Here is a 15,110-nt window from a genome sequence, read left to right on the forward strand (position 1 = left end):
GGCGAAAGGCCGCGCGCGAACGTGCGCAACGAGGCTCCCGCCCGCAGCAGGTCGAATATGCCACAGGCGCGGTTGACGCGCTGTCGTGCCGGCTGCAAATGGAACCGATGTCACTGCCGACCAGAAATACAGGAATATGAGCCAGCGCCAGCTTCCGATCATCCTGGCGCTCGGCACCACGCAGACCCTGGCCTGGGCGTCCAGCTATTATCTGCCGGCGCTGATCGCCGATCCCATGGCGCGTGACCTCGGCGTCTCTTCCAACTGGATCTTTGGCGCGTTCTCGGCCTCGCTGGTGATCTCGGCGATGCTCGGCCCGCGCATCGGCCGTCAGATCGATCTCGTCGGCGGCCGGCAGGTGCTGTCGGCTTCGAACCTGACCATTGCCGCCGGCCTCGCGCTGCTTGGCTTCGCACATTCCGTCCCGGTGATGGTCTTCGCCTGGCTCGTGCTCGGCATCGGCATGGCGATGGGGCTCTACGACGCCGCCTTCGCCGCGCTGGGGCGCATCTACGGCACCGAGGCGCGCAGGCCCATCACGGGCATCACGCTGATGGCGGGCTTCGCCTCCACCGTCGGCTGGCCGCTCACGGCCTGGGGCCTGTCCCATATCGGCTGGCGCGAGACCTGCTTTGCCTGGGCCGCTGCCAACATCCTGATCGGCCTGCCGCTCAACATCTTCATGCTGCCGACGATCAAGGGCGCCAGGCAGGCGGCGGCGGCCGAGAAGCCGCATCTGCCGCTCGACCGCACCATGGTCCTGCTCGCCTTCATCTTCGCGGCGGTCTGGACCGTCACCGGCGCCATGGCCGCGCATTTCCCGCGCATCCTCGAGACGACAGGCGCAACGCCGGTCGAGGCGATCGCGGCCGGCGCGCTGATCGGCCCGGCGCAGGTCGGCGCGCGCATCCTGGAAGCCGGCTTCCTCAGCCGCTTCCATCCGCTGTGGTCGACCCGGCTCGCCTGCCTCACCCACCCCATCGGCGCGGTGATCGTGGCGATCTTCGGCGGCGCCGCGGCGAGCGCGTTCGCGCTGTTCCACGGCTCGGGCAACGGCATTTTGACGATCGCGCGCGGCACGCTGCCGCTGTCGATCTTCGGCCCGAAGGATTTCGGCTATCGCCTCGGCATCATCGGCGCCCCGGCACGGATGGCGCAGGCAGTGGCGCCGCTGACCTTCGGCCTGCTGATCGACCTCATGGGCGCCAAGGTGCTGATCGTCTCGTCCGCGCTCAGCCTCTCGGCGCTGGCGGCGTTGTTCCTGATCCGCACCAAGCCGCGGCCGGATTGACCATGCCCGAGGTTTCGCGCACAAGCGGGCCATGACCGAGGACGCTGGCCCGCCCCGCACATTCAAAAGCCTCCTGCGCTGGGCCACCACCCCGCCGCAGGCCTGGGGCGTCTACCTCCTCGCCGTTCTCTTGATCTGGCTGGTCTCATTCTACGCCGGCACCCTCAAGCCGAAGAAGACGCCGGACGCAAGCCCGCCCACAGTGACGGCACCAAAGGGCTGATCCGCCTTAGTCGTAAAACTCCGGCGCCAGCTTCTGGCTGTCGCGCTGGGCCTTGTCGTGGTTGATCCAGAGCTGCGCCTTCTCCTTGGCCAGGGTGTCAGCGATCTTCTGCATCGAGGCCGCGGTCTGGTCCTTGTCGACGTTCATGCTGGGCACGCGGCGGTTGTCCCAATTATCCCTAAAATGGACGGCGTCGCCCGACAGCACCACCGCGCCGGTCTTCGGCAGTTTCACCAGCAGCGACTGATGCCCGGGCGTGTGGCCGGGCGTCGACAGGATGGTCACGCTGCCATCGCCGAACACGTCCTTGTCGCCGTTGAGCAGCTCGACCGGGTGCGATGGCTTGAAGCGCGGCTGGTTGTTGGCGCCGGGCCAGTCATATTCGGCCTTCTGCACGTAGAGCGTGGCCTGCGGGAACAGCTCGACATTGCCGGTGTGGTCGGGGTGCGTGTGCGAGACGGCCATCGCCTTGACGTCATCGGGCTTCAGCCCAAGCTGTTCGAGCTGGGCGGCAAGCGTCTTCGGCCGGCGCCAGGTGACAGCCTTGGGATCGGCGGGCACGAGGCCGTCGGGCATGCTCGCGACGGAATCGGCGATGCCGGTGTCCCACAGGAACCAGCCCTTGCTGTGCTTGACGAGGTAGCAGGTGTCGACGAAGTCCATCGACTTGCCTTCGTTCAGGCCGGGCGTCCAGCGCGAGATATCACCTGCGGTGCCCTCGCCGCAGTTGAGCACATAGAGCTTCTCGACACCGGCCTTTTCCGATTGCGCCAGCGCCGCGGGGCCGGACAGAACGAGCGCAGCGAGGGCGACAGCGAACGTGATCCTGGGCATCATTGTTCCTCCGGTACAGCCATGCGGGCTGCGACCGAGGATCAACCCCGGCCGCATCGCAGAATTCCGCTCGCGCGGTTCACGTCAATGCAGGCAGGTCTCGACCTCCACCGTGACGTGGCTAAGGCCCTTCAGCCCGGCGAGCCGCTGCTTGTAGACGGCCGGCTGCTTCGGTTTGTCGGACACCACCGAGAGCAGCACGGCGCAATGGCCAGGACCGACCTGCCACAGATGCAGATCAGTGACGCGGTCGTCGCCGACCTCCATGCGCGCCCGGATCACCCGCTCCAGCTTCTCATCGGCGCGCACGTCGAGCAGCACCGCGCCCGACGTCTTGATCAAGCCGAACGCCCAGCTCGCGATCACCACGCTGCCGATCAGGCCGACCGCCGGATCGGCCCAGACCCAGCCCGAATACATGGCGACGGCAAGAGCTGCGATCGCCAGCACCGAGGTCGCGGCATCGGCCATGACATGGACGTAGGCCGCTCGAAGGTTGTTGTCGTGATGATGGTGATGGCCGTGATGATCATGGTCGTGATCCCCGTGGGCATCATGCGCATGGCTGTGGCCGTGATCATGGCCGTGATGGTGATGATCGTGGCTGCCCTGCAGCAGCCACGCGCTGGCGAGGTTGACGCACAGTCCGAGGACGGCCACCGCGATCGCCTCGCCATACACGATCGGCACCGGATTGATCAGCCGCAGCACGCTCTCATAGGCGATCTCGACCGCGATCAATCCCAAAATGATCGCGCTGGCGAAGGCGGCGAGATCGCCGAACTTGCCGGTGCCGAAGGTGAAATGCGCATTGCCCAGATGCCGCCGGGCGAAACGATAGGCAAAGGCGGCGATGCCGAGCGCCGCCGCATGCGTGCCCATGTGCCAGCCGTCGGCGAGCAGCGCCATCGAGCCGAACAGCGAGCCGGCGACGATCTCACCGACCATCATGACCAGCGTCAGGACGACCACGAACCAGGTGCGCCGCTCGTTCTCGTCGTGCTTCTGGCCCAGAAAAGCGTGGTCATGGGTCCATTGTTCGATGGAATGGGAATGCATCGAATTCTCCAGGGGATTCAGGTCTGCTGGGGTTCAGTATAGACCGGCGGGCAGCACTTTTCGAAGGTCCAATCGTCCTGCGGATTGACAGTGCTTCTTAGTTTCGATGTAATCTGCGCCATGGGGATTTGAGCGATCTCCCCACGAGGCGACACGCCCAAGCATCGCGTCCCGTTCGGTTCTTGCGAGGACGCATCATGTCTACATTCACGACCATATCGTCTGACAAATTGGCACGGTTGATCGGCACGGCGAACACGCCTGTCCTGATCGACGTGCGGACTGAAGAGGATTTTGCCGCCGACCGGCGGCTGATCCCCGGCTCTATCAAGCTCAGCCACGAGAATGTGACCAACTGGGGCGGCGACTTCGCCGGCCGCCGGGCTGTCGTCTCGTGCTTCCGCGGCGAGAAGCTCGCGCAGGGCACGGCGGCCTGGCTCCGCCAGCTCGGCGTGGAGGCCGAGACTCTCGAGGGCGGCTTCGAGGGCTGGAAGGCGGCCAAGCTGCCGCTGGTCGACGTCCGCAAGCTGCCGCCGCGCGATGCCAAGGGGCGCACGGTCTGGGTCACGCGGGCGCGGCCGAAGGTCGACCGCATCGCCTGCCCCTGGCTGATCCGCCGCTTCGTCGATCCCAATGCGGTGTTCCTGTATGTGGCCCCGTCCGAGGTGGTCGCGGTCGGCGAGCGGTTCAACGCCGCGCCGTTCGACATCGAGAACGTGTTCTGGAGCCACCGCGGCGAACTCTGCACCTTCGACGTGATGATCGAGGAGTTCGGCATTGCGACGCCGCCTTTGCTGCGGCTGGCCACGCTGGTGCGCGGCGCCGACACCGCGCGGCCCGACCTCGCCCCGGAGGCGCCCGGTCTGCTCGCGGCCTCGCTCGGGCTATCGCGGATGTATGACGACGACCTCGCGCAGCTCGAAGCCGGCATGACGCTCTACGATGCCTTCTACCGCTGGTGCCGCGACGCCACCACCGAGACCCACAACTGGCCGACCAACAAGGTGAAGGCGTAATGGACACGCGGAATGTTCAAGCAGGAGCTGATGCCGGTCACGGCATCAGCTTCAACGAAGCGTTCCGCGTCTGGCTTCGCGTCGCCTGCCTGAGCTTCGGCGGGCCCGCGGGCCAGATCGCGGTGATGCATCGCATCCTGGTCGAGGAGAAGAAGTGGATCTCCGAAGGCCGTTTCCTGCATGCCCTGAATTACTGCATGCTGTTGCCGGGACCTGAGGCGCAGCAGCTCGCCACCTATGTCGGCTGGCTGATGCATCGCACTGCCGGCGGGCTGATGGCGGGGGGGTTGTTCATCCTGCCCGGCATCATCGCCATCATGGGCCTCAGCTACATCTACGCGGCTTTCGGCAACGTCAGCTTCGTCGAGGCGCTGTTCTTCGGGCTCAAGGCCGCCGTGCTCGCGATCGTCATCGAGGCCGTGGTACGCGTCGGCAAGCGCGCGCTGAAGAACCGCATCATGATCGCACTCGCGGCAGTCGCCTTCGTCGCGATCTTCTTCTTCGCAGTGCCCTTCCCGATCATCATCATCGCGGCAGGCCTTATCGGTTATGCCGGCGCGCGAAGCGGCCGCGCCGAATTCGCGCCGGCCGGTCACGGCCATGGCGCTAGCGGCGCCGCGATCGACAGCATGCTCGGCGAAGCCGTGCCCGACCACGTCAAACCCAACATCGCGCGCGCGATCCGCGTCGGCGCACTGTGGCTGGCGCTCTGGCTGGTGCCTGTCATCGCACTGCTCCTGGTGCTCGGGCAAGGCAACGTCTTCAGCCAGATCGCGCTGTTCTTCTCGAAAATGTCGCTGGTCACCTTCGGCGGCGCCTATGCGGTGCTGGCCTATGTCGCCCAGCAGGCCGTCGAGCACTATCACTGGCTGAAGCCGCACGAGATGCTCGACGGCCTCGGCATGGCCGAAACCACGCCGGGCCCGCTGATCATGGTGCTCCAGTTCGTGGGCTTCATGGCGGCCTATCGCGACCCGAGCGGCCTGTCGCCGATGCTCGCGGCGACGCTCGGCGGATTGCTCGCGACCTGGGTCACCTTCACGCCGTGCTTCCTCTGGATCTTCGTCGGCGCCCCCTATATCGAGCGCCTGCGCGGCAACACCGGCCTCGCCGGCGCGCTCAGTGCGATCACCGCCGCCGTCGTCGGCGTGATCCTCAACCTCTCGATCTGGTTCGCGCTCCACACGCTGTTCCGCGAGACCGTGCCGGTGCATGCGTTTCCGCTGAACTTCGATATGCCGGTGCTGAGAAGCGTCGATGTGCCGGCGCTGCTGCTGGCGATCGCAGCAGCAACGGCGATCTTCCGGCTCAAGCTGGGCATGCTGACGGTGCTGGCGTGCAGCTGCACGGCGGGCGTGGCGCTAAGGCTGGCGGGGGTGATTTGAGGCACGTACTCGTCGGTTCGTTGGTCCGGTTTGCTGTTGGAAGGCGATATCGAAGCCGACGCGGCTGCATGGCGGCTTTGGGCCAACAAGAGACTCGTGCATCGCACTCGGCCGTGGTCGCCTGAACTATCGGTAGAGCCACGCCGAGGTTGCGCGCCGTATTGGGCACCTCATCGGCTACCAACAGCTTATGCATCGGGTTGTCGGGATTGACCAGGATCGCGATTTGCGAGGCCCCGGGCACCAATTCCCGGAGGATTTCTATTCGCTTTGCTACGAAATATTGCGTCGCAAAGCGGCGCGAAGCGACCCGGCCGGTCGTCGCCAGATCTGCGCCTCATCGTCGTCCCTCTGTTTGAGCTCTTAAAGTCCATGTCAGCGTCGCTAGGCTGGTCATCGGCGCTACGACCGTTACGCCTAACGCAGGAACACCCTCGGAGCGGCAGAGTTAAGCCGACAAACCACCTACCCCATGAAGGAGAAAAAGTCATGGCCCGCGCAACAGCCCATCCGGATCATCACTGCATCTCAAGCGAAGACATTCAAGGAACCGAGGTGTATGGAGCAGATGGAAAGAATATCGGTGAGATTGATCACCTAATTATCGATAAGGTGTCAGGTCGCGTGGCTTATGCCGTTATGAGCTTCGGCGGATTTGTCGGCTTGGGTCACAGCCATTACCCCATTCCCTGGGGCGCTCTGACGTATGATACGTCACTTGAAGGCTTCCGAACCAATATCACGGAGCAACAGCTGAGGGACGCGCCTGAGTTTAGCGATGACTCCTGGGAAGATCGAAATTGGGAAACCCGAACCCACCGGTATTACGGGACGCCCACCTACTGGGAAGGGCGAGGTGGCCTATAACGCCGACTAGATCAGCGAAATCCGATCGTGAGTGCCAGCTGAACTGATCGGCCGGCCCCCACGCGGTCGGATCAGATCTGGCAGCTTTTGATTTCGTCCCAAGGTTAGGAACCCCAATCCGGTCGCCAATGGCGGCGAGGTCTCAAGCTTGGATGACGTTCGCTGCCGCATTGTCGAGCGAAGCTCTGGCCTGTTCCTGATCCATTGGCGCTGCCTTGCCAGCCGCACTGTGGGCCCCCCGATGTCCCGTTCGGGTCACGAGTGCCATTTGGAATGGTAGGCTGGTTGCTTTCGGTCTCCCCAATGAGCCTCCTAGCTTTCGCCCTACCGGCTCGGCGCGAGAGCGTACGTACGCCTAAGGAAGAGGGATGACTGTTTCAGAGGAAGTCCGAGTTTGGCGGTTACGAGCGCGAGTCTTTGCGGTTGCTGGAGCCCTATGTCTCGCCTTGATTTTCTTGCTGAAGATTCTCGATCCAACCGAGTTCGCGAAAGGCTTGATTGGTCCGCTTGTTCTGGTGCTCGTTTTCCTTTGGCTGTACGGGCTGTTTTGCACCTATCGGTATTGGAAAGATTTTAGAGAAGATGAAGTACGGCGCGGCGGATCAGCGGAAACCGCGCGTGAAAAATGGCATAAACTGCACCCGCCCGCAGGCTAGATGCTGGTGGGACGCAACGGGCTAAAAGCAGCAATAAACGCCATCCTGGATTGCTGTCGGGATTGCCTCTGAAAGCCGAACTGACACGGGTTCGAGCCATCAGCTGCTAAGGGCCATATCCGGACTCATGCAGCGCAGCAAACTCTATTCAATCACTTCATCCGCGCGAAGGAGCAACGAGGTCGGCACGGTGACGCCGAGCGCTTTGGCAGTCTTCATGTTGATCACTAGCTGGAATTTGGTCGGCTGTTCGACCGGCAGATCGGAAGGCTTCGTGCCTTTGAGGATCTTATTGACGTAACCGCCTGCACGGCGGAACAGATCGGCTATATCGGGGCCATAAACGACCAATCCGCCATTCGCGAATTCTCGTGAGAGATGAATAGCGGGCAAACGATGTTTCGCCGCGAGCGCAACAATTCGGGGGCCCTGGACTACAGTCAGAGGGTCGCCAAGAACGATCATTGCATCGGGGCGCTGGGCGGCGGCCGAGGCAAAGGCGGTATCGAGCTGCTCAGCCGAGGTCGCCTCCACTATCGGCAGAGCCACGCCCAGGTTCCGGGCTGTGGGAGGAACCTCCTCGACTAATATCAGCCTGTGCATTGGATTGCCCGGATTGACTAAGAGCGCGATTTTCGAAGCGCCGGGCACTAGTTCGCGGAGGATCTCGATTTGCTTTCCGATTGTTACCCCTGCGGAGGTCGCGAGACCCGTTATATTGCCGCCTGGACGCGATAGGCTTTGCACGAGGCCAAGCCCCACGGGATCGAACACTGCCACGAATACGATTGGGATGGTGGCAGTTGCGGATTTCAGGGCTGTGGTTGCCCGCGGCGCCGCAGCGACGAGCACATCGGGACTGAGAGCAATCAGGTCGGCAACTGAAGCTGGCAGTCGGTCTGGGGGTTGGGAAAAACGATACTCGACAATCAGGTTTCTTCCATCGATCCAGCCGTGCTTTTGCAGCCCATCAAATAGCGCAAGCTCGGCTTGATTGAGGGCCCGCCCGCTCCCATCACCTATAGCAAGGAAGCCAAGTCGATGGTGTCTACCCTGCGCCCACGAACGTCTCGGCGAAACGAGCAGCGCCGCAGTACCCGCTATGAACTCCCGCCGCTTCATTCGATCCTCATCGCAGCTTGAGGACGAGGTGACGCAGCGTATCACGCATCGATGGTCGTCGCACCTGCTGAGGCGGCAATTGCTGCGTCGCAATTGCGGGGCATCGTGCAAGACGGCTACAGGTCAAAGGCCGAAAGTCTCGCTGAAAGCAAATCTGGTCTGCACTACCGCAGATGGCAGACATCGATTCGGCCGTGAGGATTTCTCAGTCGAGCCAGGAGCCGAAGTGTCGCTTGTCGCCTTCGTATGTTCTATTCGTCGTAGTTGCGCCGTTGACCGCGGCAAAAAACAAGGAGCCCCAATGACCCGATCCGTCCATGTTGCTGCGGGACTCTTTGATAGCCGGCCGTATGGTTTTGCTCAGGTTACAGTCATTCGGACGCCGTTCGGTGACGTGGTAAATGTGTCCGGCCAGGTCGCTTGGGATGCCGATCGAAACATCGTCAGTGCCGGTGACATCGGGCGTCAACTTGAAAAGAGCCTAGAAAACCTGGCTGTCGCATTGGCATCGGTTGGCGCGACGCTCGATGACGTCGGCTCACTCCGACTCTACATCAAGCTAAGTCACATGCATGAAAGTGGAGCGATCACCACCGCTCTCAGGGCGGCGTTCGGCGAGAACCCGCCCTGCGCAACCTGGATCGGGGTGCCGAGCCTCGCCAACGACGCTTTCCTGATCGAGGTCGAACCCTCTAACGTTTTTCTTGCGCGCAAGTAGATGGCTGACGGCAGCAATGGGTCATAAGCCGTCGATGATGACCAAGCTGGGCGACTTCCGTCTTGCTCTTGGAAGCTGTCATTCACGAGCACCCGTCCTCAAGGAAAAGCTCGTCGCAGCGCGCCCGTCGGGCAAAACAGCCCGGTCAGTTTGACCAAGCCGCCTGTCAAGCCCTACCTCGCAAAATATTCCACTTTACCGAAATTCGGATTTGTCGTACACACTGCTCACCCTGGCCCGAGACAAGGGGCGGATCGCGATCGTCACGAACCGCGGGCTGGGTAGCGATGGACGCGACGGCGTCGGGCGCGAGCGGGCATTGCAGGGCGGGACACCGTGAGCAATGGCTTCGCGCAAACGACACGGCGCCGACAGCGTCTTCGTATGGCTTCGGGGGCGAGCACACGCCACCCCTCGGATTCCCAGCGAGGACGTGCGCGGACGGAGAAGTCGTGTGGTCCCGGCGCCCGGGGGTCTGGCGTCAAGCCTTGGCGGTGATGTGTGGCCGACCGGCACGCGCATCGATTATCCGCAAGGCGACGGGGGCAATAGTGCAACGCTCCCCGAGGAGAGCACGAAGGACACCGTTAAAACCATTCGCGCAGGGAAGGCCGGGCGATCCGGCGAGACCTGTAGTCCACCCCGTGTGCATCTCTTCTGGCGCACGGACTTACGGGTGCCAGCCGGCGCCCGGCCTTCCCTGCGCCCTTGTCTTTGTCGAGGGCGGCACCTGGAGCAAGACTCGGGCGAGACGCGCCGCGAGAAGGCGATGGTGCGCCTGCTTGATGCCTCCGTCAGAGTTTTAGAGCCTTCTCAAACCTATCCCGCACCAAGAGCGAAGGCTGTAAGCTGCCTCACAGCCAGCCAAGATCTTCGACATGGCCGAGGGCACTCGCCGCATGCCTGCGTGCTGCCAGGGTTCGACACGGGCCGCTTCCTTCTTGCCACCCGCTCAATCGGGATGGCAATTCATCGTGTGGGAGCGGCAGGCGGCGCGAAAAGCTCGTCCGCGTTCCATTGGAAAGGCGCAGATCGAAGCCGACAACCTGTCTGCGCGCGAGCGAGTTTCGGCTTGCTCGGCCCCGCACCGGCAAGCATCCTTTCCGACGCAAGATGAAATGGACCCGGAATAGAAGCGGCAATCCCAGCAACAACGGACTTGCCCAACGATGTCGCTGCAATCGTGATGGTCACCACAGATACGGCGACGACAAGCACATCGGTCACAATGCGCTTCGAAAGGTGCCTTGTCATGAGTGGGACCCTCACAACCAAAATAAAGCACTGCGCAACTGGAATCTTGCATCGTAGGCAAATGGGTATTGAAGCGTGCTCACCGCACGTGAAGTGCTTGCGGCGGTTATACGCCGCTGATGAACAATGGTGTAGCAGCGATCCAGACCTAGTCTGGTGCGAAACGCGCAACAGGTCTGCGGCTCCCTAGCGCTCGCGAAACTCGACTCTCGTAACCAGAGATCGTGTCGTCGACAATCTCAAGATCGTGGATTGTGCATTCGCGACCTCGAGAGATAGGGAAGTGCGGTCGGTCTGTGAACTGGTGAGCAAGGTCCCGCCACTTGCTCGGTCGTTGCGAGCGTAGCGAAACAAGCGGTGCGTTCCCATCCATCACCGTCACCCTGAGGTGGCCGCTTCTTCAGCGGCCCTCGAAGGGCGACGGCCCGGCTGGCGCTGCCAAGATATCGAAGCATCTCGGCCGTTCATCCTTCGAGGCTCCCGGCGCGATGCTCTTGCATCGCGCCACTCGCACCTCAGGATGACGGAATAAGTGGAATCTGGCGCGGCAGAAACTACCGCATCATCATCCGCGCGATCGCTTCGCCGATCACCACCGTGGTGAAATGCGTGTTGGCGCGGCAGTCGGACGGCATGATCGAGGCGTCGGCGACGCGCAGGCCCGCAATGCCTTTCACGCTGCCGTCAGGATTGACCACGCCGTCGGGGTCGCCAGCGCCGGTCATGCGACAACTGCCGGCGGCGTGCTGGATGTCGCCGGTCTCACGGCGCAGCACCGCATCGAGCTCATGATCCGGCAGCGCTGCCGCCTGCGGCAGCGTCAGATCGGTGTCGGCGAGCCGAATCCAGTCGGCAATGCCTGAGAGCGCCGGCTGCGACGCGATCACGGCGAGCCGCCTCACCGCGTCCATCATGCGCAACATATCGCGGGGATCGGCAAGCATGTTCTCCTCGACGACGGGATCGATCGCCGGATCGGTCGAGGCCAGCTTCAGCGTGCCGCGCGAATAGGCGTTGAACAGGCCCGCGCCGATCGCCCCGGGATTGCCGATGCCGCGATGATTGAAGGCGATCAGGATCATGTCGCGCTTGCCGCCCTCGGCGAGGCCCGAGGAATAGGTCACGCAGCAATTGGTGTGACGGGTGTCGGGGTCGGTGGGACGCAGCTCCTCACGAAGCTGAATCGTGGTGCGAAACAGCGGGTGATCGAAGTAGTGGCGGCCGACCGGCAGGTCGCGCGCGACGCCAATTCCCATCGCCTTCAATTCCTCGGCAGGGCCAATGCCCGAGCGCAGCAGGATCGCCGGGCTGTGGATCGCGCCGGCGCACAGCACGATCTGCCGCGCACTGATCTCGTGAGTGCCCTGCCCTTCGATATGGACACGGACACCGGTGGCGCGGCCGTCGCTGATCAGGATGCGATCGACCAGCGCATAACCGCGGATTTCCAGATTGGCGCGGCCTCGCGCCGGCTCGAGATAACCCTCATTGGTGCTGATACGGCGACCATCGCGGCTGTTGATGGGATAGCAGGCAACGCCCTCGCCGTCGGGGCCGTTGAGGTCGGCGCACCAGGGATAGCCGCTGGCGAGCGCCGCATCGCGCAGGCCCCGATCGATCGCGCCCCAGGTCTCGGGCGGCGCGCGATAGACCGGCAGCGGTCCGCCGCGGCCATGGCCTTCGGCGGCGCCGAATTCAAAATCGTCCTCGATCACCGAGAAGAGCGGCATCACCTCGCTGGCCGACCAGCCGGTGCAGCCATGGGCGGCCCATTCGTCGAACGCATCGGCAACGCCGCGGATCGCGATCTGGCCGTTCATCATCGAGGAGCCGCCGAGCCCCTTGCCGCGCCAGTAGAAGCGCGGCTCCTGCCCGGCGACGCGACGCGACAAGAGATCTGGCCACTGCCATTTCTCCTGGTACTCGCGCTTGTGGATGATCGGGATCGGGTTCGGCGTCCGCACCTCCCAGGGCGCCTCATCGGCGCGCCAGTCGCGCCCCGCCTCCAGCAGCAGGACGCGCCGGGCGGGATCCTCGGACAGCCGCGCCGCAACAGCCGCGCCAGCGGAGCCGCCGCCGACAACAATGACATCGTACATCGCGCTATTTCTCGACATTCCAGAACACCAGCTGGCGAACGGTATCAGACCGCGCGGAGTGGTGGAATGCGAATTGGAGAGCGGCGCCGTCGCAGCCCGTCATTGCGAGCGCAGCGAAGCAATCCAGAATCTTTCCGCAATGACGGTGTGAAAAGAGATGTGCGCAACACACACGCCTGTGCCCCGGACGCAGCGCAGCGCTACTTCAGCGGTGCGCTGCAGAGCCGGGGCCCATGTCTCCGGGCAATCCGTCTGGCGTGGATCCCAGCTCTGCGCAGCAGCGTTGCACGCTGCAGCGCGTCCGGGACACGAGCCCTACCCGATCACCTTGCCGAACTTGTTCGACTTCGGGAAACCCTTCGGCGGCAGGCGGCCGGCGTCGGCGCGGGTGCCTTGCCACTCGCTGAGCTCCTTCATGGTCGCCGAGAATTCGCGGCCCGCGGAGTCCTTCCAGGTCAGACCCGCCTTGGCCTCGAACACGGCAACGTCGGAGAGACCGCCGTCCTTGTACTTCTGCAGGCGGACGCCGCGGCCGCGGGCCATCTCCGGCACCTGGTCGAGCGGGAAGATCAGCATCTTGCGGTTCTCGCCGATGACCGCAACGGTGTCGCCGATCACCTCGGTGACCGTGCGCGCCTCGTTCGGCATGTCGACGTTGAGGACCTGCTTGCCCTTCTTGGTGGTGCCGACGCAATCGTCCTCGTTGACGACAAAGCCCTGGCCCTCGTGGCTCGCGACCAGGAATTTGCGCCCACCCTTGTTGACGAACAGCGCGACCGGCGCGGCCTCCTGCTCGAGGTCGATGAACAGGCGGATCGGCTCGCCGTGGCCGCGGCCGCCCGGAAGCTTGGCGACGTCGAGCGAGTAGAATTTGCCGTTGGTGGCGAACAGCAGCAGCTTCGAGGTCGTCTCGGCGAAGAAGGCGAAGCCGAGCTTGTCGTCCTGCTTGAAGGCAAGGCCCGAGAGATCCTCGACATGGCCCTTCATGGTGCGGATCCAGCCCTTGTCGGAGACGACGACCGTCACCGGCTCGCGTTCGACGAAGGCCTCCTCGATCGCGGCGAGATCGTGCTCGGGCGCATCGGCAAAGGTGGTGCGGCGCTTGCCGAGCGGCGTCTTCGGTCCGAACATGTCGCGGACCTTGCCGACCTGCTCGCCGACCTTCTTCCACTGCTCGGCCTCCGAAGCGAGCACTGCGTTGATGCCCTTGAGCTCGGCACGGAGGTTCTTGTCCTCGGTGCGGATCTCCATCTCCTCGAGCTTGCGCAAGGAGCGCAGGCGCATGTTGAGGATGGCTTCGGCCTGCACCTCGGTGAGCTTGAACTCCTTCATCAAGGCAGGCTTCGGCTCATCCTCGGTGCGGATGATCTTGATGACCTTGTCGATGTTCAGATAGGCGATCAGGAAGCCGCCGAGGACTTCCAGCCGGTGCTCGATCTGCGCCTTGCGGTAGTTGCTGCGGCGGATCAGGACGTCGCGCAGATGGTCGAGCCATTCGCGCAGGCACTCCGCAAGACCCACCACCTTGGGCACGCGGCCCTTGATCAGCACGTTGAGGTTCAGCGGAATCTTGTTTTCGAGCTCGGTGAGACGGAACAGCGATTCCATCATCAGCGCGGGATCGACGTTCTTCGATTTCGGCTCGATCACGATGCGGACGTCTTCCGCCGACTCGTCCCTGATGTCGCCGACCAGCGGCAGCTTCTTCTGGTCGAGCAGCTCGGCGACCTTCTCGATCAGCCGCGACTTCTGCACCAGGAAGGGAATCTCGGTGACGACGACGACCCAGGCGCCTCGCGCGCCCTCCTCCTGCTCCCACCGCGCGCGAACGCGGAACGAGCCGCGGCCGGTCGTATAGGCCTCGGCGATGGCCTGCTTGGAATCGACGCAGATGCCGCCGGTCGGGAAATCGGGCCCCTTGACCCACCGCATCAGCGCCTTGGACTTGGCGTCGGGCTTCTCGATCAGATGCAGCGCGGCTTCGCAAAGCTCGGCGGCGTTGTGCGGCGGGATCGAGGTCGCCATGCCGACCGCGATGCCCTGCGCACCGTTGGCGAGCAGGTTCGGGAAGCCGCCGGGCAGCACGACCGGCTCCTTCGACTGGCCGTCGTAATTGGCGCGGAACTCGACGCCGTCCTCGTCGATGCCGTCGAGCAGAAGCCGCGCGACGTCGGTCATGCGCGCTTCGGTGTAGCGGTAGGCGGCGGGATTATCGCCGTCGATATTGCCGAAATTGCCCTGGCCGTCGACCAGCGGGTAGCGCGAGGAGAAGTCCTGCGCGAGGCGCACCATGGCGTCGTAGATCGCCTGGTCGCCGTGCGGATGGAACGAGCCCATCACGTCGCCGACGATTTTGGCGGATTTCTTGAATGCCGTGCCGGGGTCGAGCCTGAGCAGGCGCATGCCGTAGAGGATGCGCCGGTGAACCGGCTTCAGGCCGTCGCGCGCGTCGGGCAGCGCGCGGTGCATGATGGTGGAGAGCGCATAGGCGAGATAACGCTCCTCGAGCGCTTCACGCAGCGGCACCTCGTGAATTTCGGCCGGTTCTTCCGGCGGAACGATTCGTTTTCCCATGCCGCCCGGTTA

At 63.7% G+C, this 15,110-nt stretch carries 12 protein-coding genes; 7 read left to right on the forward strand and 5 right to left on the reverse strand.

Annotation, left to right across the window (positions count from 1 at the left end; genetic code table 11):
• Positions 1-136 precede the first annotated feature (136 nt).
• Both GGD62_RS06215 and GGD62_RS06220 read left to right on the forward strand, forming a co-directional pair.
• Positions 137-1,291 carry an MFS transporter gene (locus tag GGD62_RS06215; RefSeq protein WP_183707519.1) on the forward strand — a complete coding sequence of 385 codons (1,155 nt, stop codon included), beginning with the start codon at positions 137-139 and terminating at the stop codon, positions 1,289-1,291.
• A 31-nt stretch (positions 1,292-1,322) separates the two neighbouring features.
• Positions 1,323-1,514: a hypothetical protein gene (locus tag GGD62_RS06220; RefSeq protein ID WP_092257523.1), complete on the forward strand. Its 192-nt coding sequence runs from the start codon at positions 1,323-1,325 to the stop codon at positions 1,512-1,514.
• Positions 1,515-1,520: 6 nt separating this feature from the next.
• Here the strand turns inward: GGD62_RS06220 and GGD62_RS06225 are convergent, their stop codons facing one another.
• Both GGD62_RS06225 and dmeF read right to left on the reverse strand, forming a co-directional pair.
• Positions 1,521-2,351: an N-acyl homoserine lactonase family protein gene (locus GGD62_RS06225; RefSeq protein WP_183707521.1), complete on the reverse strand. Its 831-nt coding sequence runs from the start codon at positions 2,349-2,351 to the stop codon at positions 1,521-1,523.
• Positions 2,352-2,432: 81 nt separating this feature from the next.
• A complete protein-coding gene (dmeF, locus tag GGD62_RS06230) occupies positions 2,433-3,407 on the reverse strand; it encodes a CDF family Co(II)/Ni(II) efflux transporter DmeF (protein WP_183257110.1) in 975 nt (324 codons plus the stop codon).
• A 197-nt stretch (positions 3,408-3,604) separates the two neighbouring features.
• Here dmeF and GGD62_RS06235 point away from each other — a divergent pair, with 197 nt between their 5' ends.
• From GGD62_RS06235 to GGD62_RS06250, 4 genes are all read left to right on the forward strand, one after another.
• Positions 3,605-4,423, forward strand: coding sequence for a chromate resistance protein ChrB domain-containing protein (locus tag GGD62_RS06235; protein WP_183707524.1), 819 nt, complete (start codon positions 3,605-3,607; stop codon positions 4,421-4,423).
• A complete protein-coding gene (gene chrA / locus GGD62_RS06240; protein ID WP_183707526.1) occupies positions 4,423-5,808 on the forward strand; it encodes a chromate efflux transporter in 1,386 nt (461 codons plus the stop codon). The genes GGD62_RS06235 and chrA overlap by 1 nt, the downstream gene beginning before the upstream one ends.
• 489 nt (positions 5,809-6,297) lie before the next feature.
• Positions 6,298-6,675: a PRC-barrel domain-containing protein gene (locus GGD62_RS06245; RefSeq protein WP_018320022.1), complete on the forward strand. Its 378-nt coding sequence runs from the start codon at positions 6,298-6,300 to the stop codon at positions 6,673-6,675.
• A 368-nt stretch (positions 6,676-7,043) separates the two neighbouring features.
• On the forward strand, positions 7,044-7,331 hold the full coding sequence (locus GGD62_RS06250) for a hypothetical protein (RefSeq protein ID WP_157644363.1): 288 nt from the start codon (positions 7,044-7,046) through the stop codon (positions 7,329-7,331).
• 144 nt (positions 7,332-7,475) lie between these two features.
• On the opposite strand, the gene GGD62_RS06255 is transcribed toward GGD62_RS06250, so the two are convergent.
• Positions 7,476-8,453: an ABC transporter substrate-binding protein gene (locus GGD62_RS06255; protein ID WP_092257537.1), complete on the reverse strand. Its 978-nt coding sequence runs from the start codon at positions 8,451-8,453 to the stop codon at positions 7,476-7,478.
• Between the two features lie 301 nt (positions 8,454-8,754).
• Between GGD62_RS06255 and GGD62_RS06260 the strand changes: the two genes are divergently transcribed.
• Positions 8,755-9,171 (forward strand): RidA family protein, encoded by a 417-nt coding sequence (locus tag GGD62_RS06260; protein WP_183707528.1) that lies wholly within the window; start codon positions 8,755-8,757, stop codon positions 9,169-9,171.
• Between the two features lie 1,808 nt (positions 9,172-10,979).
• Here GGD62_RS06260 and GGD62_RS06265 read toward each other — a convergent pair.
• Positions 10,980-12,524 carry a GMC family oxidoreductase gene (locus GGD62_RS06265; protein WP_183707624.1) on the reverse strand — a complete coding sequence of 515 codons (1,545 nt, stop codon included), beginning with the start codon at positions 12,522-12,524 and terminating at the stop codon, positions 10,980-10,982.
• 315 nt (positions 12,525-12,839) lie between these two features.
• Positions 12,840-15,098: a DNA topoisomerase IV subunit A gene (gene parC, locus GGD62_RS06270; RefSeq protein ID WP_018320017.1), complete on the reverse strand. Its 2,259-nt coding sequence runs from the start codon at positions 15,096-15,098 to the stop codon at positions 12,840-12,842.
• Between the last annotated feature and the right edge of the window lie 12 nt (positions 15,099-15,110).

The sequence above is a fragment of the Bradyrhizobium sp. ERR14 genome (genome assembly GCF_014198235.1).
Classification (GTDB): Bacteria; Pseudomonadota; Alphaproteobacteria; order Rhizobiales; family Xanthobacteraceae; genus Bradyrhizobium.